We start from the raw sequence: 21,564 nt of genomic DNA, 5'->3' as shown, positions 1-21,564 counted from the left end.
CGAGTCAACAACCGAGGGGAATGGAAACAGTGGCGGAGACGAAGTCGGACATCACCATATTGGCGATCGTGGGCAGCCTGCGCGCGGAGTCGATCAACCGCAAGATCGCCGAACTGGCCGCGGCGGTCGCGCCGGAGGGCGTCTCGGTCACCGTGTTCGAAGGGCTGGGCGAGCTTCCCTTCTACAACGAGGACCTCGACCCCGCGGCGGGCAGTGCGGCACCGGAGCCCCCGGCCCCGGTGGCCGCGCTGCGCGCGGCGGCGGCCCAGGCGGACGCGGCATTGGTGGTCACCCCCGAGTACAACGGCAGCATCCCGGGTGTCGTCAAGAACGCGATCGACTGGCTGTCGCGCCCGTTCGGCGACGGCGCGCTGAAGGACAAGCCACTGGCCGTGATCGGGGGGGCGTTCGGCCGGTATGGCGGGGTGTGGGGGCACGACGAGACCCGCAAGTCGTTCGGGATCGCCGGCGCCCGGGTGGTCGAGGCGCTCAAGCTGTCGGTGCCGTTCCAGACGCTGGAGGGCAACCACCCGGCCGAGAACGCCGAATTGACCCAGAACGTGCGGGACATCGTGGGAAAACTGGCGGCGGAGGTCGGCTGACTTTGGCGGGAATCCACAAGCCGCCCGCCGGCGACCAGCAACTTCAACGCAACCGCTTGATGACAACCGAATAGCCAGAGCCGCCAGCCACTGCTGGCGGCTTTGCTGGTTATCGGCGGGTGCGGCCGCAGCCCGCGTCTTGTCGGTGCTTGGTGCTATACCAGAGCACACAAGCACGCAGTCCGGCGTTTGTGATCTGCGACACGCCGGGGCGCGTGTCGGGATTTCTTCGCGACGGGCCTTACGACCAGGGAATTTCAGAAATGTTATTCAGAACATCTAGTATCTGGACATCTTGTCAGCCACTAGGTGTAGTGTTTCGAGCGCCGGCAGGTCCCAGGTCCACCAAGCCAGTCCGGCCAGGTGAACGTTCCGGAATCGGAGTGAAGGTGACGAAGCGACGGCTTCGACACCGACAGCCGTACGACGGGAATCAAGGGGCTTGGCGGACCGCTGAACATTGCAAAGACGCAGCACTTGAGTAGTTGCCAGTCGTACGTCTCCCACCTTCCGCAAAGGAGCGGCTCCCATGAGCATCACCGTGTACACCAAGCCGGCATGCGTGCAGTGCAACGCTACCTATAAGGCGCTGGACAAGCAGGGCATCACCTACGACAAGGTCGACATCACGCTGGACTCTGAAGCCCGCGACTACGTGATGGCGCTGGGCTACCTTCAGGCCCCCGTGGTGGTGGCCGGCAACGACCACTGGTCGGGTTTCCGGCCCGACCGGATCAAGGCGCTCGCCGCGTCGGCGCTCAGCGCCTGATCGGAAAGACGGTAGGTAAGGAGACTCGATGAGTGGCGACCCGCAGCTCGTCTACTTCTCCAGCGTGTCGGAGAACACCCACCGCTTCGTCCAGAAGCTGGGCCTGCCCGCCACGCGCATCCCGCTGCACGGCCGCATCGAGGTGAACGACCCGTACGTGCTGATCCTGCCCACATACGGGGGTGGCCGGGCCACCCCCGACCTCAACGCGGGCGGTTACGTGCCCAAGCAGGTCATCGCGTTTTTGAACAACGAACACAACAGGTCGTTGATCCGCGGCGTCATCGCCGCGGGCAACAACAACTTCGGCGCCGAATTCGCCTACGCGGGCAACGTCGTATCCCGCAAATGCGGCGTCCCTTACCTCTACCGCTTCGAACTCATGGGAACCCCGGACGACGTGGAAGCCGTCCGCGCGGGGCTCGCCGACTTCTGGAAGGAACAGACGTGCCACCAACCGTCGCTGCAGAGCCTGTAACGTCCGGCGCCCACGCGCTGCCGGGGGAGACGGACTACCACGCGCTCAACGCCATGCTGAATCTGTACGACGCGGACGGCAAGATTCAGTTCGACAAGGACGTGCTGGCGGCGCGCGAGTACTTCCTGCAGCACGTCAACCAGAACACGGTCTTCTTCCACAACTACGACGAGAAGCTCGACTACCTCATCCGCGAGAACTATTACGAGCGTGAGGTTCTCGACCAGTACTCGCGCAACTTCGTTAAGTCCCTGGTGGATCGCGCCTACGCCAAGAAGTTCCGGTTCCCGACGTTCCTTGGCGCGTTCAAGTACTACACCTCGTACACGCTCAAGACGTTCGACGGCAAGCGCTACCTGGAGCGCTTCGAGGACCGGGTGTGCATGGTCGCGCTCACGCTGGCGGCCGGTGACACCGGACTGGCCGAGAAGCTGGTCGACGAGATCATCGAGGGGCGCTTCCAGCCCGCCACCCCGACGTTTCTGAACTCGGGCAAGAAGCAGCGCGGCGAACCGGTGAGCTGCTTTCTGCTGCGCATCGAGGACAACATGGAGTCGATCGGGCGCTCGATCAACTCCGCGCTGCAGCTGTCCAAGCGCGGCGGCGGAGTGGCGTTGCTGCTGAGCAACATTCGCGAACACGGCGCCCCGATCAAGAATATCGAGAACCAGTCCTCGGGCGTCATCCCGATCATGAAGCTGCTCGAAGACTCGTTCTCCTACGCCAATCAGCTGGGAGCACGCCAGGGCGCCGGGGCGGTGTACCTGCACGCCCACCACCCGGACATCTACCGCTTCCTGGACACCAAGCGCGAGAACGCCGACGAGAAGATCCGGATCAAGACGCTGAGCCTCGGCGTGGTGATTCCGGACATCACCTTCGAGCTGGCCAAGAAGAACGAGGACATGTACCTGTTCTCGCCGTACGACGTCGAGCGCGTCTACGGCGTGCCGCTCGCCGACATCTCGGTGACCGAGAAGTACTACGAGATGGTCGACGACGCCCGCATCCGCAAGACGAAGATCAAGGCCCGGGAGTTCTTCCAGACGCTGGCCGAGCTGCAGTTCGAGTCCGGTTACCCGTACATCATGTTCGAGGACACGGTGAACCGGGCCAACCCCATCGACGGCAAGATCACGCACTCGAACCTGTGCTCGGAGATCCTGCAGGTCTCCACGCCGTCGTTGTTCAACGAGGACCTGTCGTACGCCAGGGTGGGCAAAGACATTTCGTGCAACCTGGGGTCGATGAACATCGCCAAGACGATGGACTCGCCGGACTTCGCCCAGACGATCGAGGTGGCCATCCGGGGGCTGACCGCCGTCAGTGACCAGACGCACATCTCGTCGGTGCCCTCGATCGAGCACGGGAACAACGAGTCCCACGCGATCGGGCTCGGTCAGATGAACCTGCACGGCTACCTGGCCCGGGAGCACATCTTCTACGGGTCCGAAGAGGGCATCGACTTCACCAACATCTACTTCTACACGGTGCTGTATCACGCGCTGCGGGCCTCCAATCGCATCGCGATCGAACGCCGCACGCACTTCATCGGTTTCGAGAAGTCCAAGTACGCGTCGGGGGAGTTCTTCGACAAGTACACCGAGCAGCTGTGGGAGCCCAAGACCGACAAGGTGCGTCAGCTCTTCGCCGATGCCGACATCCGCATCCCGACGCAGGACGATTGGCGCCGGCTCAAGGAATCGGTGCAGGCGCACGGAATCTACAACCAGAACCTGCAAGCCGTGCCGCCCACCGGGTCGATCTCCTACATCAACCACTCGACCAGTTCGATCCACCCCATCGTGTCCAAGGTCGAGATTCGCAAGGAGGGCAAGATCGGGCGGGTCTACTACCCGGCGCCCTACATGACCAACGAGAACCTGGAGTACTACCAGGACGCCTACGAAATCGGCTACGAGAAGATCATCGACACGTACGCCGCGGCCACTCAGCACGTGGACCAGGGGCTGAGCCTGACGCTGTTCTTCAAGGACACGGCGACCACCCGCGACGTGAACAAGGCGCAGATCTACGCCTGGCGCAAGGGAATCAAGACGCTGTACTACATCCGGCTTCGGCAGATGGCGCTGGAGGGCACCGAGGTCGAGGGCTGCGTGTCCTGCATGCTGTGAGGCGGCCTGCGGCGGGCCGACGCCGGCCGGTCTGCCCAGGTCAGCGGCTCCGTGGCCCACGAGCGGGGTATGGTGCTTGACGTGGTGAGAATTCCGCGTCCACCCCATCCCAGCGTCAATCCGGGGGGTAAGGTCGACGCCCGCAGCGAGCGCTGGCGCGAGCACCGCAAGAAGGTTCGCGGGGAGATCGTCGACGCGGCGTTCCGCGCCATCGACCGCCTGGGTCCGGAACTGAGCGTGCGGGAGATCGCCGAAGAGGCCGGCACCGCAAAGCCGAAGATCTACCGCCACTTCCAGGACAAGTCCGACCTGTTCCAGGCGATCGGCGAGCGGCTGCGAGACATGTTGTGGGGAGCCATCTTCCCGTCAATCGACCTGAAGACTGATTCGGCTCGCGAGGTGATCCGTCGCGCCGTCGAGGAGTACGTCAACCTCGTCGACCAGCACCCCAACGTGCTGCGGGTCTTCATCCAGGGCCGATCGTCGGCCACCCCGCAGTCGGCCGTCCAGATCCTCAACGAGGGCCGCGGCATCACCCTGGCGGTGGCCGACATGTTCGACAACGAACTCAAGGAAATGGAGCTGGACCACGCGGCCATCGAACTGGCCGGCCACGCGGCGTTCGGCTCGGCCGCGTCGGCCACCGAGTGGTGGCTCGGCCCCGACGCCGGCAGTCCCCGGCGCATGCCGCACGAGAGGTTCGTTGCGCACCTGACGACGATCATGGTGGGCGTCATCGTCGGCACCGCCGAGGCGCTCGGCATCGGTCTGGACCCCGACCTGCCGATCCACAGCGTGGTTCCGCACAACTCCGCCACCGGCTGACCCGCCGCAAAAGGCCACAGAAGAGAAGGCCCCCCCCAAAACCCGGGCGGGCCTTCTCGAAACCGCTCTACGTTGTGCCGCGGCCCACGAACATCGCCAGCACCGCGCCGACGGCGGCCGAGATTGCGGCGACCACCATGGAGGCGTGCAGCCCGACCATGAAAGCGCCGTGGCCGCCCTGGGTGACCGCGTGTGCCAACGGGGCGGGCATGCCGGGCACCGTCGGGCTGAAGCCCTGCGTCACAAGCTCTTTCGCGGCGGTCAGCTTGCCGGCCACGGGGGCCGGGACACCCGCGGCCCGGAGTTGGTCGACCAGCACAGAGCCGACCCGGCTGGACAGCACCGAGCCCAGCACGGTCGTGCCGAGCACGCCACCGAGCTGGATGGCCGTGCTCTGCAACCCGCCGGCCACCCCGGCGTCGTCGTCGTCCGCGTTGCCCATGATGGCTTCCGAGCTCGCCGTGAGGACCAGGCCGATGCCGGCGCCCAGCAGCACGAACGCGGGCCAGAGCGCCTGGTAACCGGAGTCGGTGCGCAGGAAGTCCAGGGAGAATAGCGCGGACGCGACGGCGGCCAGCCCGAGAACCATCGACGGCCGAGGGCCGAACTTGTCGGTGAGGAATCCGCTGAGCGGGGCCGTGACCATCAGCGTGAGGCTCAGCGGCAGCGTGCGGACCCCCGTTTCGACCGGGCTGAAGCCGAGCACGTTCTGCAGGTAGAGCGACAGGAAGAAGACGGCGCCGAACAGCGCGAAGAAGTCGATCACGACCACCGCGGTGCCGATCGACAGCCGCCGGTTCGCGAACAGCCGCATCGGCAGCAGCGGCTCGGCGGTCCGGAGCTCGATCAGCACGAACACCGCCACGGCCGCCAGCCCGGCGAACAGCAGCCCGAGGGTACGGCCCGCCAGCCAGCCCCAATTCTGGGCCTTGATCAGCCCAAACACCACCAGGAACAGGCCGCCGGACAGCGTCACGGTGCCGGGAATGTCCAGCCGCCGCCCGGCCGCGCTGCGGCTCTCGGCGATCGCCAGGCCGCCGACCAGTAAGGCCAGCGCCGCGATGGGTGCGTTGATGTAGAACACCGACTGCCAGTTGACGTGCTCGACGAGCAGGCCGCCGACGATGGGTCCGGCCGCGATCGACACACCCGAGGCCCCGCCCCAGATTCCGATGGCGGTGTTGAGCTTCTCGGGCGGGAACGCCGCGCGGACGATGGCCAAAGTGGCCGGCATCAACAATGCCCCGAAGACGCCCTGCAGGGCGCGCAGGGTGATCACGCCGCCCACCGTGCCGATCAGGCCGATGCCCACCGACGTGACGGCGAACCCGACGACGCCGACGAAGAAGGCCCGGCGCCTGCCGAACCGGTCGGCGAGCTTCCCACCGAAGATCAGCAGCGAGGCCAGCGCCAGCATGTAGGCGTCGGTGATCCACTGCAGGTCGGGCAGCGAGGCGTGCAGGTCGATGGCGATGCGCGGATTGGCGATGGCCACGACGGACGCGTCGAGGCCGACCATGATGACACCGATGGAGGCGGCGGCCAGCGTCCACCAGGGATTGCCCCGCATGCCCCGCATGTCATGGTGGCCCGGCGCGCGATGTTGGCGTTCTCCCGCCAGCTCCGGGGCGGTCAAGGCGACCGACATAGTTGCTCCGTTCATATGTGGAGGGTGGTTACCACTTACGGTTTCGACGATAAGCGCAAGTGGATGACGACCTCCACTTGTCTGCGTATGCTCGACCTGTGATTTCACGCGCAACGCCGCGCGCAAAGGGACCCAGGCCACTGCGCGCCGACGCCAGGGTCAACCGCGACCGGATCCTGTCCGCCGCCGCCGAGCTGTTCGCCGAGCGCGGGCTGTCGGTGCCGCTGGAAGAAATCGCCACTCGCGCCGGCGTGGGGGTGGCCACGCTCTACCGGCGCTTCCCGACCCGGGCCGACCTGGCGGCCGCCGCGTTCGAGCGCAACATCGCCGGCTACACGCGGGCGGTGGATCGCGCCCTGGCCAACCGCGACGCGTGGGAGGGCTTCCGCGGCTTGGTCTTCGAGTTGTGCGAGATGCAGGCGGCCGACGCCGGCTTGCGCGATCTGTTGACGACGGCGTTTCCCGCCAGCAGCGCCGTCGAGCAGCGCACCAACGAGGCGGTCGAGAAGGTGCGGACGCTTATCGGCCGGGCCCAGAGCGAGGGCACCCTGCGGCCGGACGTGGTGGCCGGCGACATCGTCGTGATGCTGCTGGCCAACGCCGGCGTGCTGCGCGCCACCGGGGCATCGGCCCCCGACGCGTGGCGCCGTTTCGCCGCGCTGATGGTCGACGCGTTCCGGGCCCGGCCCGTGACCCCCCTGCCGCCCGCCCCGCCGGAGCGGCAGCTGCGCCGGTCGGTCGCGCTGCTGACCGAGGGCCGCTGACGGGAGTCACTCGCTGGGGCCGCGTTGACACTCTGACGCTCGCCGGAGAGACTGAAGTTCGCAAAGTATCCGGTACCGGCGTTCCCAGGAAGGATCGCAGCATGACGATTGCCGAGGCCTCTGCCGAATCAGGCGCCGACCCGGGGCCGGCGACCCACGCCCATCAGCCGGTGCACACCCGCGCCCTCATCATCGGGACCGGCTTCTCGGGGCTCGGCATGGGGATCAAGCTGCAGCAGCAGGGCGTCGACTTCATCATCCTGGAGAAGGCCGGCGACATCGGCGGCACGTGGCGCGACAACAGCTACCCGGGGTGCGCGTGCGACATCCCGTCGCACCTCTACTCCTTCTCCTTCGAGCCCAAGCCGGACTGGAAGAACCCGTTCTCCTACCAGCCCGAGATCTGGGACTACCTCAAGGGCGTCACCGAGAAGTACGGTCTGCGGCGCTACATCGTCTTCAACTCCCTCGTCGACCGTGGGCACTGGGACGACGAAGAGTGCCGGTGGCACGTGTTCACCTCCGACGGGCGCGAGTACGTCGCCCAATTCCTGATCTCGGGGGCGGGCGCGTTGCACATCCCATCCATCCCCGACTTCGAGGGCCGCGACGAATTCCGCGGCCCCGCCTTCCATTCCGCGGAGTGGGACCACAGCGTCGACCTGACCGGCAAACGGGTGGCGGTGATCGGCACCGGCGCCAGCGCGATCCAGATCGTGCCCGAGATCGTCGGGCAGGTGGCCGAACTTCAGCTCTACCAGCGAACCCCGGCGTGGGTCGTGCCGCGGTCGAACCCCGAAATCCCCGCGGCGCTCCGCGGGGCGATGCAGAACGTCCCCGGGCTGCGGGCGCTCACGCGCCTCGGGATCTATTGGGGCCAGGAGGCTTTGGCATTCGGCATGACCAAGCGGCCGAACCTGCTCAAGCTCATCGAGGCCTACGCCAAATACAACATCCGCCGCTCGATCAAGGACCGCGAGCTGCGTCGCAAGCTGACCCCGCACTATCGCCTCGGGTGTAAGCGAATCCTGAACTCCTCGACGTATTACCCGGCAATCGCGAACCCGAAGACCAAGCTGATCACCGATCGCATCGCCCGGATCACCCCCGACGGGATCGTCACCGCCGACGGCACCGAGCACAAGGTCGACGTCATCGTCTACGGCACCGGGTTCCACGTCACGGACTCCTACACCTACGTCCAGATCAAGGGGCTGCACGGCGAGGACCTCGTTGACCGGTGGAACCGCGAGGGCATCGGCGCGCACCGCGGGATCACCGTGGCGGACGTGCCCAACCTCTTCTTCCTGTTGGGGCCCAACACCGGGCTGGGCCACAACTCGGTGGTGTTCATGATCGAATCGCAGATCCACTACGTCGCCGACGCCATCGCCAAGTGCGACCGGATGGGGGCGCAGGGGCTGGCGCCCACGCGGGCGGCCCAGGACCGGTTCAACGACGAGCTGCAGGAACACCTGGCGCACTCGGTGTGGAACAGCGGCGGGTGCAGCAGCTGGTATCTCGACGAGCACGGCCGTAACACCGTGCTGTGGGGCGGCTATACCTGGCAGTACTGGATGGCGACCCGCTCGGTCAAGCCCGAGGAGTACCAGTTCTTCGGCGTGGGCAAGGGGTCCCCGGCCGGCCGGCTGGCGGCCGCCGCGCGCAACTGAATTCGCGTTAGGGCCGGCGACTGAGCAGATCGGCGAAGGTGTTCGCGGCCGCGTCCACGCCGGCGTCATCGTCGGTGGCCACCAAATCCAGCAGGAGTCCGCGGACGACGGCCAGCCCCAGCCTGGCCAGGGCGGGGTCGATGGGCTCGTCGGCGGGGTTCGCCGCGGCCTCGACCTCGGCGAGCCAACCGTCGACCGCGCCGGGAACCATTCGCGCAAAAGGCTTTTCACCCTGGGCCGCGCGGACATAGCACTCGAAGAAAAGCCGTTCCAGCCGGCGCAGCTCGGGGCGGCGAACGTCGGCCCACATGGCGGCGAAGCCCGCGGCCGCATCCCGCGGTAGCTCGGGCAGCACCCCCTTTTGGCGGCGCTCGACCTCGTCGACGACGGCGACCAGCAGGTCGTCTCGGGAACCGAAGTGATGCAACAACATTCGATGGCTGGTGCCGACGGCGGCGGCCACGTCACGCAGCGAGCGGTCGCCGACGCCTCCCGTCGCGAACTCCTCGACGAGCGCGTCGAGCAACCGCCGGCGCCGGTTCCCGTCAGGAGTGCGGGCCATCGGCGCGGCTGAGCCGCTCGGACCGCGCCTTCAGGCCCCGGGCCTCCAGCTCGAGGTAGCGCCTGGTCGTCCTGATCATCAGCCAACCCACGAGCGCGCCGAGCACGCCGCGCTGTTCGAGTCGCTGCGTGACCAGGGTGCGGCCGTCCGGTCGCGCGATCACCTCGTGGCGGGCGCTGGTCGATGCGCCGGGGGAGCGCACCTCCCACGTCCACGACGCGCCGGGGTCGATGGTGGTGACCTTCCACACGAGTTTGGGCATGCGGGGCTGCTTGATCGCGAACCGCTGTCCGACGGCGAGGCCGGGTCCGTCCAGCGCGGTCAGGGATGTCACGGACGCGGTCCACTCCGGCCAGCGCTCGACGTCGCTGAAGACCTCCCACACCCGCTGCGGCGGCGCGTCGATTTCGACGCTGTCCTCGGTAATCATGTACCAAATGGTACATCCGCGGAGTGCGCTTTTGGTCCTCGTCGTGCCGAATAACTTGTGTCACTTCCGTTTCGACAGTCACATTCCGGGCGTTTCTGTCGGAGGCCGTCTCTAGGTTCGTGTCATGACGGCAAGCGGTGGGATGGGTCGGGAGGCGTTGGCGGCCGCCTTCGACACCATCGACGCCGCGATCGACAAGGCGGTGGGGGTCGACTGCGATGCGTTCTCGCCGGACGAGGCGCTCGAGTTCTTGGAGCGTTCCGAGCGAGTGCGCCGCCGGCTCCCGGCGTTGGAGCATCCGCTGATCAATCTGCTGGGCCGCCAGGCCACCCCGGAAGAGCTCGGCGGCAAGCTATCGCACGCAATCGCCGAGGCGGCGAAAATCAGTCGCGCCGAGGCGTCGCGGCGGGTCAACGACGCGGTCGAGCTGGGTCCGCGGCATGGGCTGACCGGGGAGCCGATCGCGCCGGTCCTGCCGGCGACCGCCGTCGCGCAGCGTGACGGCGCGCTCGGGCCCGAGCAGGTGCGTGTCATCCGGAAGTTCTTCCGCCACCTGCCCGGCTGCATCGATCAGCAGACCCGTGAGCAGGTCGAGGCCCGGCTGGCCGCCGAGGGCGCCCGCTACCGCCCTGAACACCTGACCGAGTTGGCCGCGGTGCTCGCCGATTGCCTCAACCCCGACGGCAGCTACACCGACAGCGACCGCGCGCGGCGTCGCGGGCTGACGGTGGGGCCGCAGGGCGCTGACGGCATGTCGGAGTTGCGGGGGCGGTTGACCCCGGAGGCTCGCGCCACCGTGGAGGCGGTGCTGGCCAAGCTGGCCGCGCCGGGCATGTGCAATCCCCTCGACGAGGCCCCGTGCGTGGAGGGCACCCCGTCGCAGGAGGCGATCGACGGCGATGCCCGCGGCGCCGCCCAACGCCAGCACGACGGGCTGCTCGCGGGGCTGCGGGCGTTGCTGGCCTCGGGAAAGCTGGGCCAGCACAACGGGTTGCCGGCATCCATCATCGTCACCACCACGCTGGCCGAACTCGAAGCCGCCGCCGGGGTCGGCCGCACCGGCGGCGGGACTCGGCTGCCGATGAGCGACGTGATCCGCCTGGCCCGCCACGCGCACCATTACTTGGCGATCTTCGACAAGGGCAAAGCCCTGGCGCTCTACCACGCCAAGCGGCTGGCCTCACCGGGGCAGCGGATCGTGCTCTACGCCAAGGACCGTGGGTGTTCGGCGCCGGGCTACACGGTGCCCGGCTACTACTCCGAAGTCCATCACGTCACCGACTACGCAAAATGCCGGCGCACCGACATCGATGGCCTCACCTTCGCCTGCGGCCCCCACCACCGGCTGCTCCAACCCGGCGGCTGGACCACCCGCACCAACCCCCGAGGCGACACCGAATGGATCCCCCCACCCCACCTCGACCGCGGCCAACCCCGCACCAACGCCTTCCACAATCCCGAGAAACTCCTCAGCGACGGGGACGGCGGCGACGGGGAGGGGGAGGGGGATGCATGTTAGCGACCCAAAGCGACGCGGCGACACGCCAACACAACTTCTTGTGTTGCGCCGGCTTGCGTGACCCCAGGGGTAGTGTTTGTGGCCTGCGTACCGCAGATCAACCGTCCGGTGAAGTGGGGTTCTGGTGACCGAAAACATGAAGCTCATCGACCGCGTTTCCGCGATCAACTGGAACCGGCTCCAAGACGAGAAGGACGCCGAGGTCTGGGAGCGGTTGACCGGGAACTTCTGGCTGCCCGAGAAGGTGCCGGTGTCCAATGACCTGCCGTCGTGGGGAACGCTGACCGCGGGGGAGAAGCAGCTCACCATGCGGGTGTTCACCGGGCTGACGCTGCTGGACACCATCCAGGGCACCGTCGGGGCCGTCAGCCTGATCCCCGACGCGCTGACCCCCCACGAAGAGGCCGTGCTCACCAACATCGCGTTCATGGAGTCGGTGCACGCGCGCAGCTACAGCAACATCTTCTCCACATTGTGCTCGACGGCCGAGATCGACGACGCCTTCCGGTGGTCGGAGGAGAACCCGAATCTGCAACGCAAGGCCGAGATCGTCCTGCAGTACTACCGCGGCGACGAACCGCTCAAGCGCAAGGTGGCGTCCACGTTGCTGGAGAGCTTCCTGTTCTACTCCGGTTTCTATTTGCCGATGTACTGGTCCAGCCGGGCCAAACTGACCAACACCGCCGACATGATCCGGCTGATCATCCGCGACGAGGCGGTGCACGGCTACTACATCGGCTACAAGTACCAGCGCGGCCTGGCCCTGGTCGACGACGCCAAGCGCGCCGAGCTCAAGGACTACACCTACGAGCTGCTCTTCGAGCTCTACGACAACGAGGTGGAGTACACCCAGGACCTCTACGACCAGGTCGGGCTGACCGAGGACGTCAAGAAGTTCTTGCGCTACAACGCAAACAAGGCGTTGATGAACCTCGGCTACGAGGCGCTGTTCCCGCGCGACGAGACCGATGTGAACCCGGCCATCCTTTCGGCGTTGTCACCCAACGCCGACGAGAACCACGACTTCTTCTCCGGCTCGGGGTCGAGCTATGTGATCGGCAAGGCCGTCGTCACCGAAGACGAGGACTGGGATTTCTAAGCGCGGGTGACGATGGCGCCAGACCGTCTGAACGGGCTCGCCGGATTATCCGTCGGTCTATCGATCGCGACGCTCGCGCTCTGTCCCACCGCCTGGGCGGGCGACCCCTCCTGGAACGGCGACTACGCGATCACGTTCATGGTCGGCCCCAAGTCGGGGACCAGCATGGCGGTCGGCGACCCGGAGGTGCAGCACACCTCTACCTATGGGTTCCGCTCCAGCTGCACCGACGGAAAGTGCGTCGCAACGATCGTCAACGGCCCACCGCCGAGCAACCCGACGGTCCCCCAACCGGTCCAATTCACGTGGGACGGGTCGTCCTGGACGCAACACAGCGATTTTCAATGGGACTGCATGATGCCCGACACCACGATTCAGTGGAGCCCGGCCCACGCCGATGTGCACTACACGCCGCAACCCGACGGCTCCCTTTCCGGCACCATGCACACCGACATCCTGAGCGGACCGTGTCAGGGCACGATCGACATGGGCATGAGGGCCGAGCGCGCATAAGTTGCCGCCGCCGAGGTTGCCGCACCCAATCGCGATTACTCGCCCGCGGGGATCAAAGCGTGAACGGAACATGAAATGTCCGGATCGGGCGACGCCGCGGTGGCGCTGGTGACGCCCCTGCCACGAGACTAAGGGCGTGACGAACACCGCCTCCTCGCCCGCCCAGAAGCATCACCACTTCTGCCGTTCGGTCGTTCGCTGGCTGACGGCCGGATACCCGGACGGGGTCCCGGGGCCCGACCGGGTGCCACTGATGGCCCTGCTGCGCAGCACGCCGCTGACCGAGGACCAGGTCAAGCAGGTGGTGCGCGATATCACCAAGGAAGGCTCGCCGGCGGCCGCCGACGGTGTCATCGACCGCGACGAGATCGAAGCATTCATCGCCGACACGACTCACCACGACGCCGGGCCGGAGAACGTCATCCGGGTCGCCGCCCGGCTGGCCGCCGTCGGCTGGCCGCTGGCCGGCATCGACGTCAGCGAGGTGATCCCGGGCGACGAGGACGCGGAAGCCGCCGAACTCGCCGCCAGGGGTCGCGACTCCGAGGCGCAGCCCTCCGGCGTCGCCTCCTAACCGAGTCGCCTCACCGAATCACAGCTTCGAGATGTCGATCACGAAGCGGTAGCGCACGTCGCTCGCCAGGACGCGCTCGTAGGCCTCGTTGATGTAGTCAGGTTCGATGAGCTCGATCTCCGGGGTGACGTCGTGCTCGGCGCAGAAGTCCAGCATTTCCTGGGTTTCGGCGATGCCGCCGATGTTCGACCCGGACAGGCTGCGCCGCGCGAGCGCCAACGGGAACGCGCCCACCTCCATGGGGTGCTCGGGAATCCCCAGCTCGACGAGCGTGCCGTCGACGTCAAGCAGGCCGAGGTAGTCGTTGAGCTTCAGGTTCGCCGAAACGGTATTCAGGATCAGGTCGAAGCTGCCGCGCAACTTGTTGAAGGTCTCGCGGTCGGACGTCGCGTAGTAGTTGCGTGCGCCCAGCCGCAGGCCGTCCTCCATCTTCTTCAGCGACTGCGACAGGACCGACACCTCGGCCCCCATCGCGGCGCCGAGCTTGACGCCCATGTGGCCCAGGCCGCCCAGGCCGATGATCGCCAGCCGGGTACCCTCGCCGGCCTTCCAGTGCCGCAGCGGAGAGAACAGCGTGATGCCCGCGCATAGCAGGGGCGCCGCCTTGTCCAGCGGCAGCGAGTCGGGGATGCGCACGACGAAGTTCTCGTCGACGACGACGGCCTGGCTGTACCCGCCCTGCGTCGGCGTGCCGTCCTTGTCGATCGAGTTGTAGGTGAAGGTCGCACCGGGCTTGCAGTACTGCTCCAGCCCGGCCCTGCAGCTGCTGCATTGGCCGCAGGAGTTCACCATGCAGCCCACGCCGACATGGTCGCCGACCCGGTATTTGGTGACGTCGGAGCCGACCGCGCTCACCACGCCGGCGATCTCATGGCCGGGGACCACCGGATAGTTCGGCTGGCCCCATTCGGCCTTGACCGTGTGGATGTCGGAGTGGCAGATGCCGGCGAACTTGATGTCGATCGCCACGTCGTTCGGCCCGGGTTCGCGACGCTCGATGGTGGTCTTGGTCAGCGGCTCGGTGGCCGAAGTGGCGGCGTACGCCGAAACAGTGCTCATGAAAGTCCTCTTTGTTTGTCGTTCCGTCTGTGCGTCGCTAGATAGCTTAACTATGTTAAGAGACTCGGGCCACTCGGCCCGGGGGTGTATCCGAAAATCGGCTGGCGATCGGCGGTCGGCCGGTGTTTCAGTTGATCGGGGCGTTCAGCAACCGCAGGTCGTCGATGATGCCGCGGGCCGCGATCAGCCCGTCGCCGGTTTGCCAGATCTGGTCGTTGACGACGTAAACGCGGTTGTCGCGATTCGCCGACAGTTTCCGCCACGGGCCGCTGTCCAGGACCGCGGCGGCGCGTTCGGAGGTGACGGATGAGTCGCACGACACATAGACGACGTCGGCGTCGGCCGCCGACAGGTCGGGATTCTTGGCGAGGTCGGCGTTGGTGGCCGGGATCTCGATATAGGGCTTGTCGGTGAAGCGCTGGGCCGCCGGCCGGTCCACGCCCGCCGCCGTCAGCACGCTGGCCGGGAAGTTGCTGGCGCCGTACACCCGGATGGCGTTGGCGGTCAGTTGGACGACCGACGCCTGGAAGTGCGCCGCGTCGTGCGCGGATCCGATCTGGGTGGCGCGCTGCGAGAAGCCGTTGACCAGGCCGTCGACCGCGGCGCCCCGCGAGGTGGCGGCGCCGACGCCGCGCAGGTTGTCTTCCCAGGCGGCGCCCGGTGCCGCGGTGAACACGGTCGGCGCGATCGAGGCCAGTTCCGGGTACAGCTTCGGTGTCAGCCCCTGCGAGCCCAGGATCAGATCGGGATGGGCGGCCGCGATGCGGCCCAGGTCGGGGTTGGTCCGCGTCCCGGCAGACGGGACGCCGTGCACGGCGGCGCCCAGGTAGGAGGGCTGACCAGACGCTCCGTCGGGCAGCGCGGCGGCGACCACCCGCGCCTGCAGGCCGAGCGCGCACAGCGCATCGAGCTGGTCGCCGGAGAGCACCACGATGCGCTGCGGATCTGGCGGCACCTGGGCGACGTCCGGGCTGACGCCGGGCGCGTTGTGCACCGGCCGTGGCCCCGGAGGCCCCGGGTCGGGCGCGGCGGCCTCCCGCGCGCAGGAGTCGTCGGGCTTGCGGTCGTTGCCCAACACCCCGGCGCCTGCGATCTGGGTGGTGGGGGTGACCAGGGACCGGCTCGACGGGGCGGCGTCCCGACCGGAACCGCAACCGGCGCACGCCAGGGCCACGCCCACTGCCAGTGACACGGCCGGGCCCGCGAACGGCCGGGGGGATCGGGGGGCGCCGAAATGCACGCGACCGACGCTAACACTCCGGCCCCGGCGCGCAGCATCCAGAAACGGCCCGTCCGCTGCGGCTGGCCTATTTACGACAGTTTGTAGGACCAGCCCCGCCCCGTGCGTGATAGGGGGCTAAGATTCGTGAATGACACTGTCCGGGATGGATGTTTGGAGGAGCTGTTGACAGCCGAAGCGCCCCCATTGCGGGAACTCGAGGCCTTCCGCCCTTACCCGGCCCGGACGGGTCCCAAGGGAAACCTGGTCTACAAGCTGATCACCACGACCGATCACAAGATGATCGGCATCATGTACACGGTCACCTGCTTCGTGTTCTTTTTCATCGGCGGCCTGCTGGCGCTGCTGATGCGGACCGAGCTCGCCGCCCCGGGCCTGCAGTTCCTGTCGAATGAGCAGTACAACCAGCTGTTCACCATGCACGGCACGATCATGCTGCTCTTTTATGCCACCCCGGTCGTGTTCGGCTTCGCCAACCTGGTGCTGCCGCTGCAGATCGGCGCCCCCGACGTCGCGTTCCCGCGGCTGAACGCCTTCTCGTTCTGGCTGTTCCTGTTCGGCGCGAGCATCGGCATGGCCGGCTTCATCACCCCCGGCGGCGCTGCGGACTTCGGCTGGACCGCCTACACCCCGCTCAGTGACGCGACCCACTCACCGGGAGCGGGCGGCGACCTGTGGATCATGGGCCTGGCCGTCGCCGGTCTGGGCACCATCCTGGGTGCGGTCAACATGATCACCACGGTCGTGTGCATGCGCGCGCCGGGCATGACCATGTTCCGTATGCCCATCTTCACCTGGAACATCCTGGTGACGTCGATCTTGATCCTGATCGCCTTCCCGCTGCTGACGGCGGCGCTGTTCGGGCTGGCCGCCGACCGGCACCTGGGAGCCCATGTCTATGACCCCGCCAACGGCGGAGTCCTGTTGTGGCAACACCTGTTCTGGTTCTTCGGCCATCCCGAGGTGTACATCATCGCGCTGCCGTTCTTCGGCATCGTCACCGAGATCCTCCCGGTGTTCGCCCGCAAGCCGATCTTCGGTTACACCACGCTGGTGTACGCGACGCTGTCGATCGCCGCGCTGTCGGTGGCGGTGTGGGCGCACCACATGTTCGCCACCGGGGCCGTGCTGCTGCCGTTCTTCTCGTTCATGACCTACCTGATCGCGGTGCCGACCGGGATCAAGTTCTTCAACTGGATCGGCACGATGTGGAAGGGCCAGCTGACCTTCGAGACGCCCATGCTGTTCTCGGTGGGGTTCCTGGTCACCTTCCTGCTGGGGGGCCTGACCGGCGTGCTGCTGGCCAGCCCGCCGCTGGACTTCCACGTCACCGACACCTACTTCGTGGTGGCCCACTTCCACTACGTGCTCTTTGGCACCATCGTGTTCGCCACCTTCGCGGGCGTGTACTTCTGGTTCCCGAAGATGACGGGCCGGCTGCTGGACGAGCGGCTGGGCAAGCTGCACTTCTGGCTGACGTTCATCGGTTTCCACACCACGTTCCTGGTGCAGCACTGGCTGGGTGACCTCGGCATGCCGCGCCGCTACGCCGACTACCTGCCCAGCGACGGCTTCCAGTCCTACAACGTCGTCTCGACGGTGGGCGCGTTCATCCTGGGCGCGTCGATGTTCCCGTTCGTCTGGAACGTCTTCAAGAGCTGGCGCTACGGCGAGGTGGTGACCGTCGACGACCCGTGGGGTTACGGCAACTCGCTGGAGTGGGCGACCAGCTGCCCGCCGCCGCGGCACAACTTCACCGAGCTGCCCCGGATCCGTTCGGAGCGCCCGGCCTTCGAGCTGCACCACCCGCACATGGTGGAGCGGATGCGCGCCGAGGCTCACGTCGGTCGCCACGCGACGGCCGGGGAATCGCCGAAGGGGTTCGGCCCGCGGACGGAAGCGGATCGCGGAACCCCCGAGCAGTAGCGCCGCCGAATCGCGTTGAGTCGCCAGTGACATCACCACCGAAGGTGTCGGTGCTCATCACCGTCACCGGCGTGGACCGGCCGGGCGTGACGTCCGCGCTCTTCGAGGTCCTGTCGCGGCACGGTGTCGAGCTACTCAACGTCGAGCAGGTGGTCATCCGCCACCGGCTGACGCTGGGCGTGCTGGTCTGCTGCCCGTCCGCCGTGGCCGATAGCGGGGCGCTGCGCGACGACGTGGAGCACGCCATCCGGGGTCTGGGCCTCGACGTCAGCATCGAGCGCAGCGACGACGTGCCGATCATCCGGGACCCGTCTACCCACACCATCTACGTGCTGGGCCGGCCGATCACCGCCGGCGCATTCAGCACGGTGGCCCGCGAGGCCGCGGCGCTGGGCGTCAACATCGACCTCATCCGGGGCGTCTCCGACTACCCGGTCACCGGCCTCGAGCTGCGGGTCTCGGTGCCGGCGGGGGCCGACGGGGCGCTGCGGACCGCCCTCAACCGGGTGTCCGCCGGCGAAAGCGTCGACATCGCGGTCGAGGACTACAGCCTCGAGCGCCGGGCCAAGCGGCTCATCGTGTTCGACGTCGACTCGACCCTGGTGCAGGGCGAGGTGATCGAGATGCTGGCGGCCAAGGCAGGCGCCGAGGGGACGGTCGCCGCGATCACCGAGGCAGCGATGCGCGGCGAGCTGGACTTCGCGCAGTCGCTCCAGCAGCGGGTGGCGACCCTGGCGGGCTTGCCCGCCACCGTGATCGACGAGGTCGCCGATCAGCTTGAGCTGATGCCCGGAGCCCGCACGACCCTGCGGACCTTGCGCCGGCTGGGTTATCACTGCGGCGTGGTGTCGGGGGGATTCCGCCGGATCATCGAGCCGCTGGCCGAGGAACTGATGCTCGACTTCGTCGCCGCCAACGACCTCGAGATCGTCGACGGCACGCTCACCGGCCGGGTCGCCGGGCCGATCATCGACCGGGCCGGCAAAGCCAAGGCGCTGCGCGACTTCGCGCAGCAGGCCGGCGTGCCCATGGCGCAGACCGTCGCCGTCGGCGACGGGGCCAACGACATCGACATGCTGGCCGCCGCCGGGCTGGGTGTGGCGTTCAACGCCAAGCCGGCGCTGCGCGCCGTCGCCGACGCGTCGCTGAGCCACCCCTACCTGGACACCGTGCTTTTTCTCCTGGGCATCACCCGTGGCGAGATCGAGGCCGCCGACGCGGTCGACGGCGAGGTGCGCCGAGTGGAGATCCCGCCCGAGTCGTAGCGATCGCGCGGGCGCGGCCGCCTGGCCGCCTCGCGGAAGGCGGTGACCCGGCACGGATTCGGGTGCCGTGGTACGGCACGATGGTCGGGTGCCCGACCACACTGACGAGGCAGCCGCCCCCGATCTGCTGATCGAAATGCGCGACGTCTCGCTGCGCCGGGACGGCCGGGTCCTGGTCGGGCCGCTTGACTGGGCGGTCGAACTCGACGAGCGCTGGGTGATCGTCGGCCCCAACGGCGCCGGCAAGACGTCGCTGCTGCGCATCGCGGCGGCCGCCGAGCACCCCTCGTCGGGAGTCGCCTTCGTCCTCGGGGAACGGCTGGGCCGGGTGGACATGTCGGAGCTGCGCGCGCGGATCGGGCTGAGCTCGTCGTCGCTGGCGCAACGGATTCCCACCGACGAGGTGGTGCGCGACCTGGTCGTCTCGGCCGGCTACGCGGTGCTCGGCCGGTGGCGGGAACGCTACGAGGACGTCGACTACCGGCGCGCGGTCGACATGCTCGAGAGCCTGGGCGCCGAGCACCTCGCGGACCGCACCTACGGGACGCTGTCGGAAGGCGAGCGCAAGCGGGTGCTGATAGCGCGGGCGCTGATGACCGACCCGGAACTGCTGCTGCTCGATGAACCGGCCGCCGGCCTCGACCTGGGCGGCCGCGAGGAGCTGGTGGCGCGGCTGGCCGACCTCGCCGCCGACCCCGATGCGCCGGCGCTGGTCCTGGTCACCCACCACGTCGAGGAGATCCCGCCCGGCTTCAGCCATTGCATGCTGTTGTCGGAGGGACAGGTGGTGGCGTCGGGTTTGTTGACCGACGTGCTGACCGCCGAGAACCTGTCCGCCGCCTTCGGCCAGTCGATCGCCCTGGAAGTCGTCGACGGGCGATATTTCGCCCGGCGCATCCGCACCCGCGCTGCCCACCGGAGGGCCCCATGACCCAACCCGACGAACAACCCCTCGTGCCCAGGCCGGCCGCGACCGTCATGCTGGTCCGTCCCGAGCCGGAGGGTTCGAAGACCGGGTTGGCCGTCTTCCTGATGCGCCGACACGCCCGGATGCACTTCGCCGCCGGGACCATGGTCTTTCCGGGCGGGGGCGTCGACGACCGCGACCGGAACGCCGAACTGGGAATGGGGGCCTGGGCCGGTCCGCCGCCGCAGTGGTGGGCCGAGCGATTCGGCGTCGAGCCCGACCTGGCCGAGGCGCTGGTCTGCGCGGCCGCCCGCGAGACGTTCGAGGAGTCGGGCGTGCTGTTCGCCGGGTCCAGTTCCGGCCCGGACGCCATCGTCGGCGACGCGTCGATGTACCGCGACTCCCGCCACGCCCTCGCGGAGGGAACGCTGTCGTTCGCGGACTTCCTGCGCCGCGAGAACCTGGTTCTGCGGTCCGACCTGCTGCGGCCATGGGCGAACTGGGTCACCCCCGAAGCTGAGCGCACCCGCCGCTACGACACCTACTTTTTCGTGGGGGCGCTGCCGGCGGGACAGCGGGCGGACGGCGAGAACACCGAATCCGACCGGGCCGGCTGGACGACGCCGGAGGCTGCCCTCGACGACTTCGCGGCCGGCGAGAGCTTCCTGCTGCCGCCGACCTGGACGCAGCTGGACTCGCTGGCGGGCCGCACCGTCGAGGACGTGCTGTCGGTCGAGCGCCAGATCGTCACCGTGCAGCCGCGTCTCGAAATACAAGGCGACAACTGGATGTTCGAGTTCTTCGACTCCGACCGCTACCACCAGGCGCGCAAGGCCGGCGGGATGGGGTGGCGCCATTGACCGGCGAGTTCGTCCGCGTCGTGGTGAGTGACGGCACGCGGGACTCCGGCCTGGCCATGCTGCTGCTCTCACGGCCGCCGACCAACGCGATGACCCGCCAGGTCTACCGGGAGATCGTGGCCGCGGCCGACGAGCTCGGCCGCCGCGACGACGTCGCGGCGGTGATCCTGTTCGGCGGCCACGAGATCTTCTCCGCCGGCGACGACCTGCCGGAGCTGCGGACCCTGAACGCGTCCGAGGCCGACACCGCGGCCGCGGTCCGGCGCCACGCCGTCGACGCCGTCGCCGCCATTCCCAAGCCGACCGTCGCCGCGATCACCGGCTACGCGCTGGGCGCGGGCCTGACGCTCGCCCTGGCCGCCGACTGGCGGGTCAGCGGGGACAACGTCAGGTTCGGGGCGACCGAGATCCTGGCCGGCCTGGTCCCCGGGGGCGGCGGCCTGGCCCGCCTGACCCGCGCGGCCGGGGCGAGCAAGGCCAAGGAGCTGGCGTTCAGCGGGCGCTTCGTCGACGCCGAGGAGGCCCTGGCGCTCGGCCTGGTCGACGAGCTGGTGGCCCCCGACGACGTGTACGACGCCGCCGCGGCGTGGGCGCGCCGCTTCCTCGATGGGCCGCGGCACGCGCTGGCGGCCGTCAAGGCGGGCATCAACGACGTGTTCGCCGCAGGTCAGGGCCGTGCGGCGGACTCCGCATCCGGCGCCCGTTAGGCTGCCCTT

21 protein-coding genes are annotated in these 21,564 nt (G+C 68.0%); 16 read left to right on the top strand and 5 right to left on the bottom strand.

Translation table 11 applies throughout. The annotated features are described in order from the left end of the window. The first annotated feature begins 29 nt into the window (after nt 1-29). The 5 genes from SKC42_RS05800 to SKC42_RS05780 all read left to right on the top strand — a co-directional run bounded on the left by SKC42_RS05800 (nt 30) and on the right by SKC42_RS05780 (nt 4,809). A complete protein-coding gene (locus SKC42_RS05800; RefSeq protein ID WP_330963350.1) occupies nt 30-602 on the top strand; it encodes an NAD(P)H-dependent oxidoreductase in 573 nt (190 codons plus the stop codon). A 529-nt stretch (nt 603-1,131) separates the two neighbouring features. Further along, nucleotides 1,132-1,371, top strand: a complete 240-nt coding sequence (gene nrdH / locus SKC42_RS05795; protein ID WP_330963349.1) for a glutaredoxin-like protein NrdH — start codon at nt 1,132-1,134, stop codon at nt 1,369-1,371. Nucleotides 1,372-1,399: 28 nt separating this feature from the next. Next, nucleotides 1,400-1,849, top strand: a complete 450-nt coding sequence (gene nrdI, locus SKC42_RS05790; protein WP_330963348.1) for a class Ib ribonucleoside-diphosphate reductase assembly flavoprotein NrdI — start codon at nt 1,400-1,402, stop codon at nt 1,847-1,849. Further along, the gene (nrdE, locus tag SKC42_RS05785) at nt 1,819-3,984 is read left to right on the top strand and encodes a class 1b ribonucleoside-diphosphate reductase subunit alpha (protein WP_330963347.1); all 2,166 of its coding nucleotides are present in this window, start codon (nt 1,819-1,821) and stop codon (nt 3,982-3,984) included. The genes nrdI and nrdE overlap by 31 nt, the downstream gene beginning before the upstream one ends. A gap of 81 nt (nt 3,985-4,065) precedes the next feature. Next, the gene (locus SKC42_RS05780; protein ID WP_330963346.1) at nt 4,066-4,809 is read left to right on the top strand and encodes a TetR/AcrR family transcriptional regulator; all 744 of its coding nucleotides are present in this window, start codon (nt 4,066-4,068) and stop codon (nt 4,807-4,809) included. Nucleotides 4,810-4,876: 67 nt separating this feature from the next. Here SKC42_RS05780 and SKC42_RS05775 read toward each other — a convergent pair whose 3' ends face one another. Continuing rightward, a complete protein-coding gene (locus SKC42_RS05775) occupies nt 4,877-6,472 on the bottom strand; it encodes an MFS transporter (RefSeq protein WP_330963345.1) in 1,596 nt (531 codons plus the stop codon). Between the two features lie 83 nt (nt 6,473-6,555). Here SKC42_RS05775 and SKC42_RS05770 point away from each other — a divergent pair, with 83 nt between their 5' ends. Continuing rightward, complete coding sequence (locus SKC42_RS05770) at nt 6,556-7,221, top strand: TetR/AcrR family transcriptional regulator (RefSeq protein ID WP_330963344.1); 666 nt, start codon at nt 6,556-6,558, stop codon at nt 7,219-7,221. Between the two features lie 101 nt (nt 7,222-7,322). Beyond that, nucleotides 7,323-8,894: a flavin-containing monooxygenase gene (locus SKC42_RS05765; protein ID WP_330963343.1), complete on the top strand. Its 1,572-nt coding sequence runs from the start codon at nt 7,323-7,325 to the stop codon at nt 8,892-8,894. Nucleotides 8,895-8,901: 7 nt separating this feature from the next. Here the strand turns inward: SKC42_RS05765 and SKC42_RS05760 are convergent, their stop codons facing one another. Both SKC42_RS05760 and SKC42_RS05755 read right to left on the bottom strand, forming a co-directional pair. After that, entirely contained in the window at nt 8,902-9,456 is a 555-nt protein-coding gene (locus SKC42_RS05760; RefSeq protein WP_330963342.1) for a TetR/AcrR family transcriptional regulator, read from the bottom strand. Then, nucleotides 9,440-9,886: an SRPBCC family protein gene (locus SKC42_RS05755; protein WP_330963341.1), complete on the bottom strand. Its 447-nt coding sequence runs from the start codon at nt 9,884-9,886 to the stop codon at nt 9,440-9,442. Before SKC42_RS05755 ends, SKC42_RS05760 begins: the two co-directional genes overlap by 17 nt. Before the next feature lie 124 nt (nt 9,887-10,010). Here SKC42_RS05755 and SKC42_RS05750 point away from each other — a divergent pair, with 124 nt between their 5' ends. The 4 genes from SKC42_RS05750 to SKC42_RS05735 all read left to right on the top strand — a co-directional run bounded on the left by SKC42_RS05750 (nt 10,011) and on the right by SKC42_RS05735 (nt 13,591). After that, on the top strand, nt 10,011-11,405 hold the full coding sequence (locus SKC42_RS05750) for an HNH endonuclease signature motif containing protein (RefSeq protein WP_330963340.1): 1,395 nt from the start codon (nt 10,011-10,013) through the stop codon (nt 11,403-11,405). A 124-nt stretch (nt 11,406-11,529) separates the two neighbouring features. After that, entirely contained in the window at nt 11,530-12,504 is a 975-nt protein-coding gene (nrdF, locus tag SKC42_RS05745; protein WP_330963339.1) for a class 1b ribonucleoside-diphosphate reductase subunit beta, read from the top strand. A 12-nt stretch (nt 12,505-12,516) separates the two neighbouring features. Next, nucleotides 12,517-13,017 (top strand): hypothetical protein, encoded by a 501-nt coding sequence (locus SKC42_RS05740; protein ID WP_330963338.1) that lies wholly within the window; start codon nt 12,517-12,519, stop codon nt 13,015-13,017. A gap of 136 nt (nt 13,018-13,153) precedes the next feature. Beyond that, a complete protein-coding gene (locus tag SKC42_RS05735) occupies nt 13,154-13,591 on the top strand; it encodes a DUF3349 domain-containing protein (protein ID WP_330963337.1) in 438 nt (145 codons plus the stop codon). 18 nt (nt 13,592-13,609) lie between these two features. On the opposite strand, the gene SKC42_RS05730 is transcribed toward SKC42_RS05735, so the two are convergent. Further along, nucleotides 13,610-14,650, bottom strand: coding sequence for an NAD(P)-dependent alcohol dehydrogenase (locus SKC42_RS05730; RefSeq protein ID WP_330963336.1), 1,041 nt, complete (start codon nt 14,648-14,650; stop codon nt 13,610-13,612). A gap of 127 nt (nt 14,651-14,777) precedes the next feature. After that, entirely contained in the window at nt 14,778-15,842 is a 1,065-nt protein-coding gene (locus SKC42_RS05725; RefSeq protein ID WP_330963578.1) for an iron-siderophore ABC transporter substrate-binding protein, read from the bottom strand. Between the two features lie 213 nt (nt 15,843-16,055). Between SKC42_RS05725 and ctaD the strand changes: the two genes are divergently transcribed. From ctaD to SKC42_RS05700, 5 genes are all read left to right on the top strand, one after another. After that, nucleotides 16,056-17,816, top strand: coding sequence for an aa3-type cytochrome oxidase subunit I (gene ctaD, locus SKC42_RS05720; protein WP_330963335.1), 1,761 nt, complete (start codon nt 16,056-16,058; stop codon nt 17,814-17,816). Between the two features lie 26 nt (nt 17,817-17,842). After that, complete coding sequence (serB, locus tag SKC42_RS05715; protein WP_330963334.1) at nt 17,843-19,081, top strand: phosphoserine phosphatase SerB; 1,239 nt, start codon at nt 17,843-17,845, stop codon at nt 19,079-19,081. Between the two features lie 136 nt (nt 19,082-19,217). After that, entirely contained in the window at nt 19,218-20,012 is a 795-nt protein-coding gene (locus SKC42_RS05710) for an ABC transporter ATP-binding protein (protein ID WP_442932022.1), read from the top strand. Beyond that, a complete protein-coding gene (locus SKC42_RS05705) occupies nt 20,009-20,848 on the top strand; it encodes an NUDIX hydrolase (protein WP_330963332.1) in 840 nt (279 codons plus the stop codon). The genes SKC42_RS05710 and SKC42_RS05705 overlap by 4 nt, the downstream gene beginning before the upstream one ends. Further along, entirely contained in the window at nt 20,845-21,555 is a 711-nt protein-coding gene (locus SKC42_RS05700) for an enoyl-CoA hydratase (RefSeq protein WP_442931999.1), read from the top strand. Before SKC42_RS05705 ends, SKC42_RS05700 begins: the two co-directional genes overlap by 4 nt. Nucleotides 21,556-21,564 lie beyond the last annotated feature (9 nt).

The organism is Mycobacterium sp. 050134 (assembly GCF_036409085.1).
Lineage (GTDB): Bacteria > Actinomycetota > Actinomycetes > Mycobacteriales > Mycobacteriaceae > Mycobacterium.
The sequence above is the reverse complement of the archived record's forward strand: the minus strand, read 5'-3'. Positions and strand labels throughout refer to the sequence as shown.